Genomic DNA, 21192 nt, shown 5'->3' with positions numbered 1-21192 from the left:
TGTTAAAGCGTTTCAACAGAAGATGAAAAATATTGCGGCAAAGGGACAGCCCCTTTGCCGCATTCCTCTACTTTCGACAGCCCTCTTTCCAGGCATCGGCCGCACATTTCCAGCGTAAGCGCAAGTCGCGCTCGCGGTCGATAAACATGATGGCAAACGCGATAAACAGCAGCAAGCTCGCCACGACGATGGCGTGCAGGCCCATGCGCTCAATACACCAGTTGCCCAACACGGCGCCAAACACAAAGGTAAAGATCACGCCAAAGTACAGCAGGCCGTTTTCCAAAAAGCCGCGCCTGTGGGTGATGATGTAATCGTCCACGTTTTGCAGCGCGTTACGCAAGTTGCCGATGCACATGGTCGTAGCGATGCCGTGACCGTGGATCTTGCGGAAGCTCTCGACTTGCATGCCGCAGGCAAACGAAGTGAGGCAGTTGGCGAGCAGGTTGTAACCGCCACCGGGGATAAAGCTCACGCCCAGCAAGATGACGGCTTCAAAGAACACCGTTACCTGGCGCCAGTGAATCACGCTGCCAAACCGCTCGTGCACCAGGTCGGCAAGCATAATGCCCACAGCAAACGACACCACAGGGAAGAAGTAGCGCCCCGCAAGTACCCAATTGCCCTCCGAGATGCTCACGCCCACCAGCAAGATGTTGCCCGTCTGCGCGTTGGCGAAAACATGATCGCGCCCAATGTACGAATACACGTCCATAAAGCCACCGGCGAGCGCCAAGATGATGCCCAGCTCAATAGACTCCGATATCTGTTTGGCACGCTGCATCGTCGTGCATCCTCCTTGTTGACGACTCTCTCGTGCGTTGGCGGGAACATAGCCGCCGTTCATACTGTAACCCATTGACAACATGGCGTGCGCGCGAGACGGGTTCTCCAGCGCGCAGATACACAGTCTGGAAACAAACGGTGGGTACGGCGCCCGCATCGACACACCGATCCGCCAGCTCATGTACTCCACCAGTCTTTTTAGCCCCGTCCCAAAAAGACTGGTTACAATTACGTGCAGCATACAAACACCGGGAGGGATCGTGGCAAAAAAGCCTCAGCACGCTCAGAACAACCAGCGCAGTCAGCAGGGCAAACAGAGCCAGCAGCAAAAGCGCGGCGGTAAGGCGCAGGGTGGACACACCACGCATACCCCAGCAGCGCCCTCACGCCCTTGGCGTCCGGGCCGCGACAAGTTTCTCCCCGTCAGCCGCGCCGATATGGACGCGCGCGGCTGGGACCAGTGCGACTTCGTCTATATCTGCGGCGACGCCTACGTGGACCATCCCAGCTTTGGCATGGCCATCATCAGCCGCGTACTCGATGCACACGGTTACAAGGTGGGCATTATCTGCCAGCCCGACTGGACCGATCCCGCCAGCATCAGCGTGCTCGGCGAGCCGCGCCTGGGCTTTCTCGTCAGCGCCGGCAACATGGACTCCATGGTCAACCACTATTCGGTGACCAAGCACCGCCGCCACACCGACGCCTATACCCCCGGTGGCGAGGAGGGGCGCCGCCCCAACCGTGCCGTCACGGTCTACGGCAACCTTATCCGTCAGACGTTTAAGGATGCCCCCATCATTATCGGCGGTATCGAGGCAAGCCTGCGCCGCTTGGCCCACTACGACTACTGGCAGGACAAGCTCAAGCGTTCGGTATTGCTCGACTCGGGCGCCGACATCCTCATCTACGGCATGGGCGAGCACGCGATCGTCGAGATCGCCGATGCGCTCGACGCGGGGCTGCCCATCGATCAGATTACCTATATTAACGGCACCGTCTACCGCACCAGCTCGCTCGACGAGGTCTACGACTACGACCTGCTGCCCAGCTGGGACGACCTTGCCGCCGACAAGCTCAACTACGCGCGCAGCTTTAACGTGCAGCAGCAGAACATGGACCCCATCACCGGACACCGCCTGGTAGAGCCCTACCCCAACAGCGTCTATGTGGTGCAGAACCCGCCGTCGGCGACGCTCACCACCGACGAGATGGACGAGGTGGCCGAGCTCCCCTACGCACGCGATTGGCATCCCGACTACGACGCGGCGGGCGGCGTGCCGGCCTTTGCCGAGATCAAGTTTTCGATCAGCTCCAACCGCGGGTGCTTTGGCGAGTGCTCGTTTTGCGCGCTCACCTTCCACCAGGGCCGCGTGCTGCAGATGCGCAGCCACGACTCGATCATGCGCGAAGCCGAGCTGCTCACGCGCGACCCCGAGTTTAAGGGCTATATCAACGACGTGGGTGGACCGACGGCAAACTTTAGCCGCCCTGCCTGCGACAAACAGCTCAAACACGGCGTGTGCAAGAACAAGCGCTGCCTATGGCCGAGTGTGTGCAAGAACATGGTGGTCGACGAGAGCGGCTACACGCAGCTGCTGCGCGACCTGCGCCAGCTGCCGGGCGTCAAGAAGGTCTTCGTCCGCAGCGGCATCCGTTTTGACTACACCATGGCCGATGCCTCGGACGAGTTTTTACGCGAGCTGCTGGAGCATCACGTCTCGGGCCAGCTGCGCGTAGCGCCCGAGCACGTGAGCGACGCGGTACTGTCCGTGATGGGCAAGCCGAGCCGAGCTGTCTACGACGCATTCTGCCGTAAATTTGAACGCTTGAATCGCGAATACGGACTCAAGCAGTACGTGGTGCCGTATCTGATCTCGAGCCACCCCGGCTCGACCATGAAGGAAGCCGTGGACCTTGCCGAGGCCGTGCGCGACATGGGCTACATGCCCGAGCAGGTGCAGGACTTCTACCCCACACCGTCCACCATGTCGACGTGCATGTACTACACCGGCGTGGACCCGCGCACCATGAAACCGATCTATGTGGCGCGCGACCCGCACGAGAAGGCCATGCAGCGCGCGCTCATCCAGTATCGCAAGCCCGAGAACTACAAGCTGGTACGCGAGGCGCTGGAAAAGGCTGGCCGTCGCGACCTGATCGGCTACACCAAGCATTGCCTGATCCGTCCCGTGCCGCCGCGCCCGGGCGAGACGTCTGCTGGCGGTGGGCATGGCGCAGGCAAGAAGGGCGGCAAGGCCCACGGTGGCGCCGCTGGCAAGGGGCCTAAGGGCAGCAAGGGGCACAGCGGCATGTCGCGTGCGCAGAACACCGCAGGCCGCAACCGCGCGGCACAGGGGCGTCAGGGCGCCAACGGAGGCGGTCGCCGCAACTAGCGCGGCGAGGCGGCATGCCGCCGTTGGCGACACGACACGCCCCACCAATAAAATGCCGCTCGCCGGGGCGTCGCAGAACGATTCCCCGGCGAGCGGCCGATTAATATTGTCTATCTCAAAACGTCGTTACTTTTTGTCGAAACGACCATAGAGCGCAAACGAGAGCGCCGCAGAGATAACCCAAGTCAAAGCGATGCAGACGACAATCATGATCAGGTTCATGGGATTGCCGCTTGGATCGGCATAAACGGGCAACGAGGTAATGCCGGGCATAACAAAGCCGAAGCACTTTGCGCCGAGAACAACGGTAAGCGCACCGCCAATGCCATCCGCGATCATCGCAGCGATAAGCGGAGTCCTGTTAGGAACCTGAACGGTAAACAAGGCGGGCTCGGAAATTCCCATAAATGCTGAGAAGGCGCACGTCATTGCAGCGGACTTGAGCTTTTCGTCGGTCATGCGCAGGGCTGCACCAAAAGACGCACCGCTTTCGGCGAGGTTATGGCAGAAAGAGATCGGGAGCAGATAGTCATACCCAAGCGTTGCGATATTGGAAATCTGGATAGGGCTCGTTGACTGATGCATGCCGAAGAGCACGATAAGCGGCATAAAGAAGCCCAGCAGAAAACCGGCAACGGGGCCTAACGTCGAGAATAGCCAAACGATACCGTTGGCAAGACCAAGACCGCACCAGGCACCAATCGGAGCGAGCACAAACAAGTTGACGGGAATCACGATAGCAAGGGAGAGCGCCGGAACGACAACGAGCTTAAAAAGATCCGGCACGACTTTGTCGATTGCACGATATACAAAAGACAAGCCAATGACGCCAAAGATAACCGGGAACACGGAATCGGCGTAGCTAAAAATCGGCACCGTAAAACCGAACAGCGCAAGAGGCGCCTCGCCCGTACCGACAGCGTTGACAATGGTCGGGTACATCAGCGATCCGGCAACACAAAGCGCAAGCGAACGGTTGACTCGGAACTTATCAGCTGTAGACATTGCCAGCAAAAACGGCAAGAAGTAGAACGGGATATCCGAAATCATATTGAATATCGCAAAGTCGCCGGCACCCGTGTCGATTCCAAAAGCCGCGATAGCAGCCAGGATGCCCTTTACGATGCCTCCCGCCACCAGTGCGGGAATGATAGCGGAGAAGATGCCGGTGATGATATCGAATACGCGAGCCGAACCTTTTTGGAGCTCAGGCTGCTCGGCGTCGGCGGAGACCTCGCCACCCATCCTGTCGCCTAGCATGGGCTCCAATTCGTCATATACCGACCCCACGCTGGCGCCGATGATAACCTGCCACTGCCCGTCTTTAACCTGCGCGCCCAAGGCGCCGTCAAGCGTCTTAAGGGCCTCCAGGTCTGCCTTGCTATCGTCCTTCAGGTTGAATCTGAGCCTTGTAATGCAGTGCGTTGCCATAACAACGTTATCGGCGCCGCCCACGAGCTCGAGGACACGAGCGGCCAGTTCCTTCTTGTCTGCCACAGCAATCACTCCTACCCAAGATCCTCGCCATTAGTGGCGATACATTTCTGATACCAATAGAAAGAGTCTTTACGCGAGCGCTCCGCAGTGCCGTTGCCGCAATTATCCAGATCGACATAGATAAGCCCGTAGCGCTTGTCCATCGTAAGAGGACCGCAGGCAACAAGGTCAATGAATCCCCAGATCATGTATCCGCGCACGTCAACGCCATCGATCACTGCTTCCTTAAGGCACTTTATGTGCTGGCGCAAATAATCGATTCGATACTCGTCGTGGATGCTGCCATCCTCCTCGACTACATCAGATGTACCGAGGCCGTTCTCGGCGATATACAGGGGCAGCCCATAGCGGTCATACATCTGGTTAAGGGTAACCCTCAGACCAATGGGATCGAGCTGCCAGCCCCACTCACTCGTCTCGAGATAAGGGTTCTTGTTTGCCATGACCAGATTACCCGCAGTCTTCTCCCATCCCTGATCGCAGGTGGATACCTGGGAAAAGTAGTACGAGAAGGCCAGGAAGTCGACCGTGTTGCGAGCGATGAGCTCTTCATCGCTCGGTTCCATTTGAATCTCGATATCGCACGCATCGAAATAGCGATTCATATAAGCGGGGTATTTTCCACGAGCCATCACGTCCGTATAGAACCAGTTGGAATACTGGTCGTCGTGAATAGCCTGCATGTTATCTTCGGGACGGCAGGTGGCGGGATACGTACAGAATCGAGCGATCATGCCGCCAACGGGAGTATCGGGCGAAAGACGATGGACAATCTCGACGGCACGCGCATTGGCAACGAACTCGTGGTGCAGGCACTGGAAGATGGCTCGATCGAAGTTCTCCCCCTCTTCGTCTTTGACCAGACAGACCCCGTCCCAAGGCGAAAAACGTGCTGCATTGAACTCGTTAAAAGGCAGCCAGAAATCGACCAGATCGCCCAATTCCGTAACGATTGTCTCGACATAGCGGGCAAAGAAATCAATCGTCTTGCGATTCTTCCATCCCCCATATGTGGTGACAAGATTTACCGGGATGTCATAGTGGAGCATGGTGACGAAGGTTTTAATGCCGTGCTTTTTGCACTCACCCAGCATGCTTCGATACCACTCGATGCCTTCGCGGTTAGGTTCAAGGTCATCTCCGTTAGGATAGATTCGGCTCCAGCAAATAGAGGTGCGGAACAGCTTGAGACCCATCTCCGCAAAAAGCGCGATGTCCTCACGATAGTGATGATAGAAGTCGTTGCCACGCCTAAACGGGTAGAACTCAACGCCATCATCTGCGAGAGCGTTCATTAGCTCGTCATGGCAGAAGGGGTTGTTTTGATGCTTGTCCTCAATCTGGTCATGAGTCCAGGTACCATCCAGCCATCGACAATCCTGCGTCGACTTTCCCTTTCCGCCCTCATTCCAAGCGCCATCGGCCTGCGAGCACGATATGGCTCCGCCCCATAAAAAGTCGGAGTCAAACCCATGTTTTAACTTGCTCATTTGCCCTCCTTGATCGGATGCTCCAGCGGATAACCCAATACTAGGAAGAACAAGATGCATAAGATATCGCATAGAAAACGTGGGTTTATAACATTTTTTTAGATATATTACCGTTTAAGGCATCGATTCTACCGTTCACCCCTGGAGCACCCCATGGATTCGAATCTCAAACAGCTGCTCTATACGCATACCGAGACCGAAGAGTGGCATCGCACGCATCCGGGAGAGCTCAGCCCGCGATATAACAGGGTGGAAACCACAACCATTAACGGCGAAGAAGTCTATCTGTTTGATTGGAAAGAAACTCTCGACGAAAACCCCGTGGGCCTTATCAAGGAGTCGCGCTTTACCGACATTCCTCCTCATATCAATCGGGATATGGAGCTCAACTACGTGTACGACGGCGTCTGCACGTTTATCGTCAACGGACGGCGACTACTCCTTAAAAAGGGTGACGTGCTCATTTGCAACACTGGCGTAGTCAGAAGCGTTCCGTACGTTAAGGGCGAGCACGATATCGTCATTTCAATCGTCTTCAAAAAAGAAATGTTCGATTCGTTGTTCCTGAGCCAGCTACCCGGCGCGTCACCATTAACGAATCTCCTATTTGATTTTGTGTCCAAAAACCGTGAGGCCCGCAAATATCTCATTCTCCCAGAGGAATACGCCCGACATGCGCGACGCCTCATCGAGATGCTCTTTATCGAATATCACTTTAAAGATGCCTACTCTAATGAACTCATGAGGCACCTCGCCGTCAGCCTATTCCTTGTTCTCATTCGAGGACTGTACCGACGCTCTGCAACTGATAACCAGGCAATCATGTCGGACGAGCGCATCGTGTCGATTCTGAATCATATTGAGCGAAGCTACGGCGACTGCACGCTCGAAAGCATTGCGAGCGATACGGGTTATAGCACCAGCTATCTCAGCAGCTTGATCAAGCAAAAAACCGGCAAAACGTTTTCGCAAATCAAGCTCAACCAGCAGCTCACAGAGGCGGCATATCTTCTCAACAACACCGAGCGCAGCGTGCAGTATGTAGCCCGAAAAGTCGGCATCTCCAACATGTCATTCTTTTACTCAAAATTCAAAGAAGCATTCGGCGAAACGCCAGGTGTATTCAGGGCGCATCGGTCTAGTTAAAGTCATTGATAATCAGGCCGATCAGCTTCGCGTGGCGCAGGAATGCACGACCGGAGCAGCGAGCGCATCGCCTCTACCAGCACAAAGCCGGCGATGGCAACCGTGACTGCCACGTCGAGCGGCGTGTTCACAAACCACAGCAACGTCATGAGATACGACCCGGAATTAAAGGCAAAGTGCAGTAGGATCGTGTAGCGGAGCTTTCCGGTCGTCACGAGCACCCAACCGAAGATGAGGCCGGCGGCACCCGCGTAGCAACCCTGTACCCAATTCATGTGCATAAAACCGAAGATTGCCGCCTGCAGTACAATCGCCGCTGCGATACCCCACGTGCTTGGGGCCGCCCAGGGCACCATGGCGCCGCCCTGCGCGCTCGCACGACGCCGGCGCTTCCAGAGCGGACGGCACTGCGGGTTAAATGCTCGGAGCGAAAACTCAAAAATGATACCGCGCACCAGCAGCTCCTCGCAAAACGGAGCGCCGATCACCGTGGTCAGGACGGCCAGATAGCTCGTTTCGCCCATGCCCGTCTCCTCGACAAGTTCGCTGTAATCGGCCGCCGCCTCGGGCAACAGCGACAGCACAGCGTCGGTCACGTAGCCAACGACCACCTGCAGGGCAAGGCCGATCACGATAACGCAGGCAATGCGCCTCCATGCTTTGCCTGCTCCCCCGCCAAGCGGGCGCTCGCCCTGCCAGCGCGCCATAAACGAGCGCGGCCACAGATAACGCCACCACAGCAGTGCCATCAAAAACGACGCCATCTGCGCGGCAGCCTGGAACCATTGGATATCGAGATTGTCGATCGGGAAACCCGTCAGCGCCGACACGGCATCGAGAGCTGAAAACAGAACCACGCTCAGGGCTATATCGGCAGCAACAACACCAAAACAGGCAAGCGCCCAAATCATCGCATTGAGCATGCCAACCTCCTCAAAACCCGGCACTTAGGGACGTTCCTTAACTGCCGGCAGAAAAGGAACGTCCCCAAGTGCCGGCAGTTTGGGACGGTCATTGTTGACGAGAATCGGGCGCAGCGCCAAAGGCCCCGTTGGGCGAAATGTCGAACGGGAAGGTGCCGCAGCGATTGAACGCGGCGATAAACATGCGGATGGCGTTGGACGGCGTGGTGCCCACGAGCTGGGTTGCCGCCGCGAAGGCTGCCTTCTCCTCGGGCAAGACCTTCGCGACTACGGGGGTCATGTGTTCTGCCATGGCGCTTCCTTTTTGAAACGACGGTGGTGCGGATAGATGCGGGCCACGCGGCTGGGCGACGGGCTGTGAAGGCAACCCGATTGACCCGCATCTGGAGTTTGTTTCTGCGGCGTTGGTATTACTTGATATTCCTAAGTATTACCCCGCAGATAGAATACCACACCAGACCCCATGGGGACGGAGGAAAACGAATCATTTTGTTGCTGAGTTAGTTTTTAGAGCGTGATGATGTCCGAGATATCGAGGGCCTGAGCGTCGGCGGCGTCGTGCGTGGCAAGCAAGAGCGTGCGGCCGTCGAGCAGGTCGAGCACGACCTTGGTCGTCGCATCGCGCGCGGCGGCATCCAGGCCGGTAAAGGGCTCGTCAAGAATCACCGCGCCGCCCGGGCACAGCAGGGCTCGAGCGATCTCGACGCGACGGCGCTGCCCGCCCGAAAGCTCGGCCACGCGAGCATCCACATCGACTCCCGGCACCAGCAGGCGCAGCAATGCCGCGGCGCTCGAAGCATCCACGCGCGCATCGGCGCACACCAGCACGTTATCCAGCGCCGAGGCGGACTCGGCCAAGCGTGCATCCTGAAACACCATCGAGCACGGCGCGGACTCCCCCGCCGCTAGCGCAAGCAGCGTCGACTTGCCCGCACCCGAAGCACCCATCACACAGATACGCCCGCCCGCGGGCACGTTGAGCGCCAGACCGTCCAGTGCCGGAGCCCACGGCGCACGATCGCCCACGGCAAGCGCAAGCTCCGCTGCAGTGCCATCGCTCGCAGCCCCCGCACGCCCGCGCAGTCCATGCCCATGCGCCCGCACGGCCGCGCGCCACGCCACGGGTCCCGAAACCCGCAGCAGCCACACCAGCACGCGCTCACACGCCCACGAGGCGGCAACGACCAGCACGGTCCACGCCAGCAAATCAGCCGTCTCAATCAAAAGCTTTGCCTGATAGATGCGCTCACCCACGGTGCCCACCGCCATGCCGATCAGCTCGGCTGCCACGCCGGCCTTCCAGCTCATGCCGATCACGGCGCGGGCGCACGAAAGCACAAACGGCAGGACTTCGCGCCAGGTATGGGCGCAAAACAGGCGCCAGCCGCGCACGCCATGCAGACGGAACATCTGCTCCAGCGGTTTATTCACCCGTGCCAAGCCCTCGGCCAGCGAAAAATACACGCCCGGCAGCGCCATCAAAAAGACAGCGGCGATGCTCACGCGCGCCGATCCCAACCAAATAAGCAGCAGGACCACCACGCAGGCGACTGGCGTCGCCTTTACAAACGACAGCGCCGGAGCCACCAAGTGCGCGAACGCCCGCGACCGTGACGAAATCCCGGCAAGCACGCCACCACACACCGCGGCAAGCGCCAGCCCGCCCAGTATTCGCGCGCCCGAGCCCGCCAAAATCGTCCAGGTGCCGCCATCGCACACCAGGCGCAGCAGCGCCAAGGCAACAGCACCCGGCCCCGGCAAGATCAGCGGCTGCGCTACCAACGCCGCCACCAGCATCCACGCGGCAAGCCAAAAGGCGGCGACGGCACCCGCTGCCGCCACCGCCTTCATACGCTCCGTCATTTGTCGAGCAAACGCACGCACGGGCTACTCCATGTAGTAGAAATCGTCAGCCGGGAGCTTGCCACCCACGGCGCTCGCGTCCGCATCGGCCAGCACCTGCAGGTACCCACCGAGCGCCGCCTTCATATCCTTCCCCGTCCGGCACACGAGCATGCACCCGGGAATCGCCTTTTCGGCAATCGTGGCGTTATCCACGATGTCCGCATCGACCACGGCCTGAGCCCAGTCCGCCGGCGCCGCATTGACGGCCTTCACGCTCGCCTCATGGCAGCGCAAGAACTCCGCCACGGCCTCGGGATGCTCCTCGGCAAAGGCCCGACGCACCACGGTCACGCCCGTCAGCAAACGGGAGCCCGTGTCACCTGCCAGCTCGTCCCACACATCGGTCAGGCTCACCGGCGCCGACAGCCTGCCTTCGCTCTTGGCGATGGCAGCGGTCTTGAACGGCTCCGGCAGCACGCCCACGGCGGACGGATCGGCAAGCAGGGCCGACAGCACCTCGGTGGGCTCGCTCTTAAACTCGAGCGCCACCTGACCGGTCAGGCCCGCGCGCTCCAACAGGTAGTTCATGACGTACTCCGGCGTGGTGCCCTTGCCCGTCATGTAGACGGTATGGCCCGCCAGATCGCCAAACGAAGTAACGTCCGCGTTACCCGTCACCACGTTCAGCACGCCCAGCGTGTTGATGTCGATGACCTGCACCGCGCCCTCGGTCTTGTTGTAGAGCACGCTCGCCACGTTGGCCGGCACCAGGGCAATGTCGATATCGCCTTGAATGACCTTGGGCACAATCTCGTCGGCGGCAGTGTTGATCGCAAAGTCGAACTCATTGTCCGTGGCACCGTCGGCCGCCTGGTCCATAAACTGCACCAGCCCAATCGACGTCGGACCCTTGAGCGAGGCGACGTGCACCTCAACCGGCTCGGCAGCGGCACCGTCAGCGGCAGACCCGGCAGCCGAGCCCGCGGCAGACCCGGCACCGGCAGCCCCGCCGCCACAGCCCGCGAGCGCAAGCGACAGGGCGCCCGCGGCGAGCGCCGAGGCAAATCCTCGGCGCGTCATCTCAGCATCAAACGCACGCATCGCTAGCACGCCCCCTCGTTGGGCATCGTCCACGCATGATGGTCGGTATGCAGCAACTCCTCGGCCAGCGGCGAGAGCGGCGCACCCAAGAACTCGCGATAGCATGCCTGAACATCGGGGTTCTCGTGCGAGAAGCGAATGTCCGCAGCGGCGTCCAGGCCCCACAGCACCTGACCGCGCTCGGCTGCCAGCTCGCAGCCGTCGTGAATGGGCTGACCGCCGCCACCGACGCAGCCGCCCGGGCACGCCATAACCTCAACGAAGTCATAGCTCACACGGCCGTCGCGAATCGCGTCGAGCAGGCGGGCGGCGTTGCCCAGCCCGTGCGCCACGGCGACGCGTACCTTGGTGCCATCGATATCGGCCACGGCCTCCTTCCAGCCGTCCAGGCCGCGCACATCGGTAAAGAAGTCGGCGTCGGGGTTCTTGCCCGTCACCAGGTAATAGGCCGAGCGCACGGCGGCCTCCATCACGCCGCCCGTGGCGCCAAAGATCACACCTGCGCCCGTGCCAAAGCCCAGCGGCGTGTCGAGCGGCTCCTCAACCAGCGTATCCACGCTCACGTGGCTCGCGCGGACCATGCGCACCATCTCGCGCACCGTCAGTGCAACGTCCACATCGGGCGTGCCGTCCTCGCCCACCATGCTCGGCAGCGCGCACTCGGCCTTCTTGGCCGTGCACGGCATCACGGACACCACAAACAGGCGCTCGGGCTCCACGCCCAGCACCTTGGCGTAGTAGGTCTTGGCGATGGCGCCGAACATCTGCTGCGGCGACTTGGACGTGGACAGGCTGTCGACAAACTCGGGGTAACGCGCCTTCACAAAGCGTACCCAGCCCGGGCAGCAGCTCGTGAACATGGGCCAGCTGCGGCTGTCGCCCTCGCCCTTGGCGGCCTTACCCAGGCGCTCGAGCAGCTCGGAGCCCTCCTCCATAATGGTGAGGTCGGCCGAGAAATCGGTGTCGAACACGTACTCAAAGCCCACGCGGCGCAGCGCACAGGCCAGGCGCTCGACGGTGGCCTCATCGCGCGGAATGCCGAGCTCCTCGCCCCAGGCGCTACGCACGGCCGGCGCAATCTGCGCCAGCACGATCTTGTCGGGATCGGCGATGGCGTCGAACACGGTCTCGGTATCGTCACGCTCGCGCAGGGCGCCCGTCGGACAATGCGTGATGCACTGACCACACGCGACGCAATCGGTCTTGCCGATCGGCGCACGCCCGCGGGTGCCCACGGCGGTATGCGTGGCGCGGTTGGTCAGGTCCCAAATCCCTAAGCCCTGCACGCTCTCGCACACCTTGATGCAGCGCATGCATTTAATGCACTTGTCGTTATCGCGGATGATGGGGAAATCGAAGTCCCAGCCCTCGCGCGCCAGGTGCTGCTCGTACGGCAGATAGAAGATGCCCAGGTCGTTGGCGATGGTCTGCAGGTTGCAGTTACCACTGCGCACGCAGCTCGTACAGCGCGAGTCGTGTTGGGACAGTAGCAGCTGCACGTTGGTGCGACGCGCCTCGCGGGCCTTGGGGCTGTTGGTGTGGACCACCATGCCGTCGAGCACGTAGTTGTTGCAGGCGGCAACCAGCTGGTCGCAGCCCTCAACCTCGACCACGCACACGCGGCAGCCGCCGATCTCGTTTAGATCGCGCAGGTAGCACAGGGTGGGAATCTGGATACCGACGGACTTGGCCGCGTCCAGGATCGTGGTGTGCTCGGGCACCACGACCTCGCAATTATCGATAGTGAGCTTGACCATGTTGAGTGCTCCGCTTTCGGTGTTGTCGCTGACAGTGGGGTTGTTGGGCTCTACCATTCCAGGTTCCTCCCTCCGCGGAACGCGCCAAAGCCAAAGTGGTCGCAACGCAGGCAGCGGCTTGCCTCCTGGCGTGCCTCCTCCTCGGTAAGGCCCTGCTCGACCAGATTCCAATCGTGGATGCGCTCGCCGGCCTCGCGCTCGCCCAGCTCGCAGCGGCCGCACTCGTGCTTGCCCTTAAACTGCACGGTCGGCAGCTCAACGTCGAGCTTGATCTTGTTGTCAAAACCCAGATAGCGGTCGATATTTGCCGAAGCAACGCGGCCGGCGTTGATGGCCCGGATGACGGTGGCGGGACCAGTCTGGCAGTCGCCGCCACTAAAGAGGCCATCGAAGTTAGGCACGGCGCCATCCGAATCGGTGACGATGCAGCCCCACTTGCAGGCAACGCCCATCTCCTCAAACGGCTTGGAATCGATGTCCTGGCCAATGGCCACAAACACGCGCTCGCAGGGAATGACGCGCTCGGGCGTGGCGGCGGCACGCGGGGCCGGACGCCCACGACGGGGCTCGCCGATAATCTGCGGCTGCACGCGCAGGCCACTCACGCGACCTTCCTCGCCCGTCTCAATAGCGAGCGGTGCGGTGAGCTCAAGAACCTCGCAGCCCTCGGCCTGGGCGCCGGCAATCTCGGCATCCTGGGCCGTCATGTCGCAGATGCGACGGCGGTAGACGATGCTCACCTTTTCGGCACCGCAGCGCACGGCAGAGCGCGCCACGTCCATGGCCACGTTGCCGCCGCCGATGACGCACACGCGCTGACCGCTCAGGTCGGGCAGCTCGTCGTCGCCGATGGCGCGCAGCATCTTGACGGCCGACTCCACGCCGGGCGCTTCTTCGCCCGGAAGGCCGAGCTTCTTATCGCTATGGGCACCAATGGCCAGGTAGACGGCATCGAACTCGTCGCGCAGGCGGGCAAGCTCCTCGCCATTGACGGAGTGGTCGAGTTCCACGTCGATGCCGGCGCTCAAGATCCAGTCGATCTCGGCCTGCAGGCGCTCGCGCGGCAGACGGTAGCTGGGAATGCCGTAGCGCAGCATGCCGCCCAGGTGGTGGCGCTGCTCAAAGATGATCACCTTATGGCCCATCACGGCCAGGTAGTAGGCACAGGAAAGGCCGGCCGGGCCGCCGCCGATCACGGCGATGCGCTTGCCGGTGTTGTCGGCCACGCTGGGCTTGTAATCGTTGAGGTCGCTGTGCTCAACGGCAAAGCGCTTGAGGGCGAGGATGTTCATGGGATCGTCGACCATGCCGCGACGGCAGTGCATCTCGCAGGGATGCTCGCACACCAAACCGCAGACGAGCGGCAGCGGGTTGTTCTTGCGGATGACCTTGACGGCATCGGCATAGCGGCCGGCCTCGACCAACGAAATGTAACCGGGAATGTCGACGTGCGCCGGGCAGCCCGAGACGCACGGGACGCGGGCCTCGCGGTCAAAGCCACAGGAGTGCTCGCGGATGTGGTGCTCAAAATCATCGCGGAAACCGCGGATGGCGGTGAGTGCCATGGCGCCGGCCTCGTAACCGATGGCGCAGTCGCTCGAAAGATAGATGGTGCGGACCGTGCGCTCAATCAAGTTGAGTGTGGACTCGTCGGCGCGGCCCTCGAGCACATCGGCGAGCAGGTCGCTCAGCGCGCTCAGGCCCACGCGGCAGGGCGTGCACTTGCCGCAGCTCTGGGTGGAGCACAGGTTGACGAGCGCCGCCGTAAACTCGACGGGGCACGGGGCGAGCGAACTCACCGCCAGACGACGTCCGAGTGCATCGTGCAGGTCGTCCATGACGGCCTGAGCGTGGCTGCGTTCCATTACGTGCAGTCGAGCCATAAGATCCCCTCTCACATGGCAGCCCGGAGGCGAGGCCGGGCGAAATTGCTACACGCACAACACTGACCTAAAAAGTTGTGAGGTCTCCATACGGTTCGGCAGGCGGTATAAAATGTCACCCTCAGCGGTGAAATAGAACATTACCGCAGATAAATGCCATATTTGATAAAACGCGTTACCAAACGACAATGCCCCGCCCACGCAATCACGTGGGCGGGGCATTGCTTCAGGCATGCGGCCAGCGACCCTGTTGCTTTTACTTAAGCTCGGGCCAGTAACCCTTGTTGGCCTCGATCATGTCGTCGAGAACCTCCTTGGCGACCTTCATCGACGGCACGGTCTTGTTGAGCGTAAAGGCCTTAAGCGCCTTCTCGTACGAACCCTCGATCGTAGCCTCGACAATGAGCTTCTCGGAGTTCAGCTGCTGCATCATGAGGCCCTGCTGGAACAGCGGAATGTTGTCGCGGCTGATGACCTCGGGGCCGTTCTTGCCAATGTAGGCAGGCAGCTCGACCATAGCGTCGTAGGGCATGTTGGGGATGGCGCCCTTGTTCTCGCAAATGACCAGGAAGCGCTGCTTGGTGTCGTTCTTCAGAGCGATAGCCAGATCGGCAATCCAGTCGCCGTGGCTGCCCGCATAGAACGTGCTCTCGTCGATCTCGCCCGTCTTCTCGTAATGGTCGATACCATCAAAGAGGTTCTTCTCACGCGTCTCCTCAACCTCGTTAGCACGGGTGCGCTCGGGGTTGGAGTGCTCGACGAACTCCTTCTGCTGCAGGTAGTAGTTCAGATACGTGTTGGGCAGGTACTCCGGGAAGCACTCCATGATCTCGTACTCGCCCTTCCAGACGTAGTACCAGCTGCCCTTGGTGTGGCGGTTCTGCTCGGGGTGCTCGTCGACGGCCTCCTCGGGCTTCTTTGCCATGAGCGAGCCCATACCCTTGAGGTAAGAGTCGGGCAGCAGAATCTCATGCTCCTTGATGTACTCGCGCAGCTGCGGGAGCACCTCCTCGCCCTTGTGGCGGATCGAGGTGAACCAACCAAAGTGGTTGAGGCCAAAGTAATCGTACTCGACATCCTTCTTGTCGATATCGAGCGCGGCGCAAACCACGTCGATGATCGCGATCGGCATGTCGCAGATGTTGATGATGCGAGCGTTGGGACGCAGCACACGGCAGCCCTCGGAGACGATGGCGGCAGGGTTGGAGTAGTTGAGAATCCAGTAGTCCTTCTTGGCGTACTTCTCAACGTCATCGATCAGCTCGACCATGGGGAAGATGGTGCGCATGCCGTAGGCAAGGCCGCCGCAACCGCAAGTCTCCTGACCCACGCAGCCGTGACGCAGCGGAATCTTCTCGTCCTGCTCGCGCATGGCGTAGCCGCCCACGCGCATCTGGGCAAACACGAAGCTCGCGTCGGTAAAAGCCGTCTTCTTGTCGGTGGTCACCGTGAGCTTGATGTCCAAGCCGAGGTCCTCGTGCAAAATCCAGTCCACGAGCACGCCGATCTTGCGCTGGCGCTCCTCGTTGATGTCGTACAGACGAATCTCGTCAACGTCGAGCTCGTCCTTGCGCAGGGCGATGGACTTGACGATGCCGGGGGTAAAGGTGGATCCGCCACCACACAGAGTAATGATCATTGTTTACTGCTCCTTCTCAATTGCGTTTTCGACCTTGTCGCGCATCTCGGCGACCTTCATGCCAAAGATGATCTGGATATTATTGCCGTTGCGGTTGATGCCGCTGTTGGGCACGTGGTTGATGAGGTCCTCATTGATGAGGTCCGGGTTCTTAACGTTCACGCGGAGACGCGTAAAGCAGTTCTCGAGCTCCTCGATGTTGTCCTTGCCACCAAGACCTGCAACCAGGTCGGCAATGCCCGCATCGACGCCCTCTGCGGGAGCCGCGGCAACAGCGCCCTGCTTCACCGCGACAGACGCGGCGGCCTCGCCCTCGGCAACGGACTCGGCGAGCTCGGACTCCTCCTCGCGACCAGGCGTGTGGAGGTTGAGCTTCTTAATAAGGAAGGTGAAGAGGAAGAAGTACAGGGCGGCGTTGACGACTCCAAGCACCAGCATAACCGGCCAGTTGGTCTTGTCGACACCGAGGACCAGGTTGGAGACCACGATGTTGATGATGCCGCCTGCAGTCGAAGCGGGCACGGAGAGGACCTTGAGCAGGACCAGGAAGATGCCGGAAAGAACCGAGTGAACGACAAAGAGCACGGGAGCGGCAAAGACAAAGAGGAAGTCCATGGGCTCGGTCACGCAGGAGAGCACGGCGGTGATGATCAGCGGGATGATAACGGCTTTGGTCTTGTCCTTGTTCCCCTTGTAAGCGGTGACGATAAAGGCGAGACCGATGCCGATGTAGGGCCACAGGTTGTTGAAGGTATAGCTGTTGAAGTAGGTGCTATCGGAGAAGGGCTGACCCGTCATTGCCATCTCGGCAACACGGATGGGATAGGCGCCGGCGATAACCTGATCACCCAGCGTAAGGGTGCCGCCCACATCGGAGAACTGGAACGGGGTGTAGATGAGGTGGCGCAGACCGGTGGGAACGAGCAGCTTGTTGAGCATGCCGTAGATAAACAGACCGATGTTGCCCGACTCCTTAATGATGCCGGCAACGGAGGAGATGGCACCCTGAACCGGAGGCCAAACGATGCAGAAGCCAGCGCCCATGATCCAGGAAATGATGATCATGATCAGGAACGGAAAGCGAACGCCCGAGAACATCGAAAGGGCAATGGGGAACTGCTTGTTCGAGTACTTGTTGAACACGGCACCGGTGATGCAACCAAGGATGATACCACCAAACACGCCGGTATCGAGTACCTGGATGCCCATAACGGTGGCCTGGCCGGTTCCGGTAAGACCGAGCATGCCGCTCGCATCGGCAAGAGAGCCGGTGGCGTTGAGCACGATGTTGTTAGCCTGCAGGAACAGGAAGAACGACATCAGGGCGATCAGCGAAGCATGGCCCTTGTTCTTCTTTGCCATGGCGCCGGCGATGCCCACGCAGAACAGAATCGAGAGGTTGTTGATGATAAACATCAGCGACTGATAGACAACGGCGCCCACAAGCTGGAACGGACCGGAGCCCAGTACGGGGACCAAAGCGCAGATGGTCTTGTTGGTCAGAATGATGCCCACGATGAGCAGGATGCCGGCAACCGAGAGATACATCATCGGCTGGACGATCGACTTCGCGAACACCTCCAACGGCGCTTTGAAATTGAACTTCTTTTTTGCGGTCATAGCGGTACTCCCCTTCCTTTTCCGCAAATTAAGACAGATGTGCCCTGGACAAGACCGTGAGCCTTGCCTTATATCGATCGATGTGTGGGCACGTTATGCCTAGAGACCAGGTTCTCCAAGCAGGTTAACAATGTGATATGCGAGATAACTCTTCTCGGCATCGGTAACGACAACGTTATAGGTAGACGACAAGTGGGCGGCTATGGCATCCGCACACGAGAATGCACGCGGATACGCCGTTTCTTCGATTCGGAACAGCGCGTCTCCGTTGATTTGCCCGGCCGTAGGATCGAGCGCTCGCTGTGCGAAAAACTGCAGGTGACGAACGAAACGTTCGTAAGGCAGCGAGGTGTCATCGAGGGTCGTAGCATAGCGCTTGGAAACAATCGCAAGCACGTCGCGAACAAGCTGGACCGAAACAATCAGGCGGTCAGAGCGCTGCGGCATGGTGGCGTTGACGATATGCAAGGTAATGAAACCCTGCTCCTCCTCGCTCATCTGGATGCCCATGTACTCCTTGATAATCTGCAGCGCACGGCCCGCAAGCGCATACTCCTTGCGATAGAACTGCTGGATCTCGAGCAGCAACGGATTCTCACAGGGGACGCCCTTGCGCTCGCGCTCCAAAGCAAGGCTGATATGGTCTGCGAGAGCGATGAGAATCTTATCGTTGATGTCGACATTGAGCTCTCGACGAAGCATCTGAACGATTTCCTCGGAAATCACGAGGTTGACGGTGGGGATGGACTCCAAAAGATGTGCCAAGCGGTCAATCGTACGCGAATCCTGAGAAGTTCCCTCCTGCAACGCGTAGGTCTTTTCGACTGATGCCTCGTCGATGGCATCGCCGGCATGACGGCCAAAGCAGAGGCCTCGACCGATGACGATGAGCTCGGAGCCATCGTCCGAAGTGACCATTGCGACGTTGTTGTTAAAAACTCGCTTGATAACCACGGTACCCACCACAAGAATTTACTCGGAAAGCCAAACGACAGGCTCTTTAACAGCAACAGGGCCGGAAGCATGCTCGCGAAGAGTCGAGTTCTCCGAACGCTCGCACACGATAACGAAGACCGTGGGATCGAAGCCGGCGGCGCGGACCACGTCGAAATCGACCTCGACGAGGGGCTGGCCCGCGTCAACGTGATCACCCTGGGCAACAAGCGCATGGAAGCCCTTGCCCTCAAGTTTAACAGTGTCGATTCCGATATGCAGCATCACCTGAGCAGAGCTGTCGTCGGACATGATGCCCAGCGCGTGCTCAGTCGGAAACAGCGCCGCGACGGTGCCGGAAACAGGAGCGCACACCGTTCCCTCTTGGGGAACCACGGCAACGCCATCGCCCACTGCACGGCTGCTAAAAGCGGGGTCATTGGTATTTTCTAGATGAACAAGCTCGCCGGAAACGGGAGCGAGGATTTCGAACTCGGAAGCCGCAGTCGTCTGCTTATCCGAGCCACCCATTAGGCGAGAAAAGAAACCCATGGTGACATGTCCCTTCATAAATATAGCCCAACCAAAATCAATCGAATGCGCCCATTGAGACGCTCGCGATCAAAGACTTTGGTTAGGCCCACGTCCGAGGGGACTCGGTAACCTTCCGCATTTCTTTTACGGGGGTTATTGTAGACAAGCCCAAAGCCGGAACAATCATTATGACCGGCGAACGGTATTTTTTCTCCGATAAACGGTATTTATGCGGTACTTAGGGACGTTCCTTTTCTGCCGGCACCCGGGGACACTCCTTGCTCTGGTGCATTGGGGACAGGTTTGTTTGCACCAGGTCGGTGCAGATTAACCTGGCCCCATTGCGCCAATTTCGTATGCGCTAGATGAAGAGCTCGCATTCCTTCCGCACGACGCAAACCTTGCTCAGCATCTGGGAAACAGCGGATAGTTTGCTGGAATCAAGCTTGCGAGCACCTCGCGGACATACGGCGATGCAGCGCATGCAGGAGATGCACGCCTCGCCAGCTGCTCGTTTGGGGTCACCCTTGTCGATAGCACAAACGGGGCACGCCGCGGCGCATGCACCGCAGGAGACGCAATCCTCTGTTGCCTCGGGCGCCATGCGGTGACCTCCAGCTTGTTTATAAGGACGATTGCCGGGGATAGAGGGCTCGGACGCATCCTCAGCCAACAGCTTTTGCTGAATTTGCTGAGCAAACTCAGCAAGCTGCGCCGCATCCTGCGCATCCGGACGACCGGCAGCAAACTGTCGCGCAATGGAATGTTCTGCAATGGCCGCAACTGCCGCGATCACCCGGAATCCCGCATGCTTCGCAACGTCCTCCAGCTCTACGAGCGTGTCCTCAAACGCGCGGTTTCCGTAGACGCACACCAGAACGGCCCGCGCTCCGTTGCCGTGAACCATGCCCAACCGGTCAGCCACCACAGCCGGGATTCTACCGGCATACGCCGGCACAGAGATTACGGCCACGTCGTCCTCAGTCATCGAGACAGCGCTGAAATCTAGCCCGCTATCGGTCAGATCGACGGTAACGGTATTCTTGTCCAGTGCCCCGGCCACAAGGCCAGACACCTTCTGCGTTCCACCCGTCGGACTAAACACAATTTCGAATACGCTCATCGAGACACCCTCCCCCTACGTCTGGCAACGCGTCAAGCCGTTTTCACATCCAGCCAGAGTATACGGCACGTGGGATCCCCATTTTGGTGCATCAAGCACCCCAATGCACCAACCCTACGCTGTCTGCCTCTTCGTTTTGTATAAATTACGGTACAGATTGTATATATTTACGGGATACCGCCGTGTTCTCCCGAGGTACCCCATCCTGGCCCGTGCAAAAAACGGAGTATTCTGCAACGTGACCGCGCCAGCAATACCCCGAGCGGGCAAACCTTTAGGGCGCTGCGTCATTTTGGGTTCCGACATGGCGAGAATGACGCGCCCCTGCTCCGGAAAACGACGAAATCTGACTCAGAACGCTCGCTAGGGATATCCGAAAACCACCGTTGGCGACGTCAAATCATATGCAGACAACTCGAACTGCAGAATACTCCAAAAAATGCACGGCGCACCCCATGGGGCCCATGGGGGTGCGGACAGAAAGTTGGACCGTGGGGCGGTCCGGACTGGAGGTTCGCA

Annotated in this window: 16 protein-coding genes; 2 read left to right on the top strand and 14 right to left on the bottom strand. The window is 59.6% G+C overall.

All coding sequences use genetic code 11. The features are described 5' to 3' along the window. Window positions 1-67: 67 nt before the first annotated feature. A complete protein-coding gene (locus JMJ97_RS03880) occupies window positions 68-784 on the bottom strand; it encodes a YoaK family protein (RefSeq protein WP_260699230.1) in 717 nt (238 codons plus the stop codon). Between the two features lie 262 nt (window positions 785-1046). Between JMJ97_RS03880 and JMJ97_RS03875 the strand changes: the two genes are divergently transcribed. After that, a complete protein-coding gene (locus tag JMJ97_RS03875) occupies window positions 1047-3182 on the top strand; it encodes a YgiQ family radical SAM protein (protein ID WP_260699229.1) in 2136 nt (711 codons plus the stop codon). A gap of 126 nt (window positions 3183-3308) precedes the next feature. Here the strand turns inward: JMJ97_RS03875 and JMJ97_RS03870 are convergent, their stop codons facing one another. Both JMJ97_RS03870 and JMJ97_RS03865 read right to left on the bottom strand, forming a co-directional pair. Further along, window positions 3309-4679, bottom strand: coding sequence for a PTS transporter subunit EIIC (locus tag JMJ97_RS03870; RefSeq protein ID WP_260699228.1), 1371 nt, complete (start codon window positions 4677-4679; stop codon window positions 3309-3311). A gap of 11 nt (window positions 4680-4690) precedes the next feature. Further along, window positions 4691-6169: a family 1 glycosylhydrolase gene (locus JMJ97_RS03865; RefSeq protein WP_260699227.1), complete on the bottom strand. Its 1479-nt coding sequence runs from the start codon at window positions 6167-6169 to the stop codon at window positions 4691-4693. 153 nt (window positions 6170-6322) lie between these two features. Here JMJ97_RS03865 and JMJ97_RS03860 point away from each other — a divergent pair, with 153 nt between their 5' ends. Further along, window positions 6323-7315 (top strand): helix-turn-helix transcriptional regulator, encoded by a 993-nt coding sequence (locus JMJ97_RS03860; RefSeq protein WP_260699226.1) that lies wholly within the window; start codon window positions 6323-6325, stop codon window positions 7313-7315. A 2-nt stretch (window positions 7316-7317) separates the two neighbouring features. Here the strand turns inward: JMJ97_RS03860 and JMJ97_RS03855 are convergent, their stop codons facing one another. The 11 genes from JMJ97_RS03855 to JMJ97_RS03805 form a co-directional block, all read right to left on the bottom strand. Continuing rightward, window positions 7318-8238 carry a CPBP family intramembrane glutamic endopeptidase gene (locus JMJ97_RS03855; RefSeq protein ID WP_260699225.1) on the bottom strand — a complete coding sequence of 307 codons (921 nt, stop codon included), beginning with the start codon at window positions 8236-8238 and terminating at the stop codon, window positions 7318-7320. A gap of 88 nt (window positions 8239-8326) precedes the next feature. Next, window positions 8327-8530, bottom strand: coding sequence for a type II toxin-antitoxin system RelB/DinJ family antitoxin (locus JMJ97_RS03850; RefSeq protein ID WP_196033998.1), 204 nt, complete (start codon window positions 8528-8530; stop codon window positions 8327-8329). A 215-nt stretch (window positions 8531-8745) separates the two neighbouring features. Next, a complete protein-coding gene (locus JMJ97_RS03845; RefSeq protein ID WP_260699224.1) occupies window positions 8746-10122 on the bottom strand; it encodes an ATP-binding cassette domain-containing protein in 1377 nt (458 codons plus the stop codon). A 3-nt stretch (window positions 10123-10125) separates the two neighbouring features. Then, the gene (locus JMJ97_RS03840; RefSeq protein WP_260699223.1) at window positions 10126-11184 is read right to left on the bottom strand and encodes an ABC transporter substrate-binding protein; all 1059 of its coding nucleotides are present in this window, start codon (window positions 11182-11184) and stop codon (window positions 10126-10128) included. Window positions 11185-11186: 2 nt separating this feature from the next. Then, on the bottom strand, window positions 11187-12998 hold the full coding sequence (locus JMJ97_RS03835; protein ID WP_260699222.1) for a [FeFe] hydrogenase, group A: 1812 nt from the start codon (window positions 12996-12998) through the stop codon (window positions 11187-11189). Then, window positions 12992-14824 (bottom strand): NAD(P)-binding protein, encoded by a 1833-nt coding sequence (locus tag JMJ97_RS03830; protein WP_260699221.1) that lies wholly within the window; start codon window positions 14822-14824, stop codon window positions 12992-12994. Before JMJ97_RS03830 ends, JMJ97_RS03835 begins: the two co-directional genes overlap by 7 nt. 256 nt (window positions 14825-15080) lie before the next feature. Beyond that, the gene (locus JMJ97_RS03825; protein ID WP_117769499.1) at window positions 15081-16463 is read right to left on the bottom strand and encodes a 6-phospho-alpha-glucosidase; all 1383 of its coding nucleotides are present in this window, start codon (window positions 16461-16463) and stop codon (window positions 15081-15083) included. A gap of 3 nt (window positions 16464-16466) precedes the next feature. After that, complete coding sequence (locus JMJ97_RS03820; RefSeq protein ID WP_260699220.1) at window positions 16467-18083, bottom strand: PTS transporter subunit EIIC; 1617 nt, start codon at window positions 18081-18083, stop codon at window positions 16467-16469. A 99-nt stretch (window positions 18084-18182) separates the two neighbouring features. After that, entirely contained in the window at window positions 18183-19037 is an 855-nt protein-coding gene (locus JMJ97_RS09595) for a PRD domain-containing protein (protein WP_260699219.1), read from the bottom strand. Between the two features lie 18 nt (window positions 19038-19055). Beyond that, window positions 19056-19568 carry a PTS sugar transporter subunit IIA gene (locus JMJ97_RS03810; RefSeq protein WP_215694763.1) on the bottom strand — a complete coding sequence of 171 codons (513 nt, stop codon included), beginning with the start codon at window positions 19566-19568 and terminating at the stop codon, window positions 19056-19058. Window positions 19569-19911: 343 nt separating this feature from the next. After that, window positions 19912-20673, bottom strand: a complete 762-nt coding sequence (locus tag JMJ97_RS03805; protein ID WP_148332050.1) for a ferredoxin family protein — start codon at window positions 20671-20673, stop codon at window positions 19912-19914. Window positions 20674-21192 lie beyond the last annotated feature (519 nt).

Source organism: Collinsella aerofaciens (assembly GCF_025289055.1).
GTDB lineage: Bacteria > Actinomycetota > Coriobacteriia > Coriobacteriales > Coriobacteriaceae > Collinsella.
Note: the sequence above shows the minus strand (reverse complement) of the source record. Positions and strands in the feature narration are given on the sequence as shown.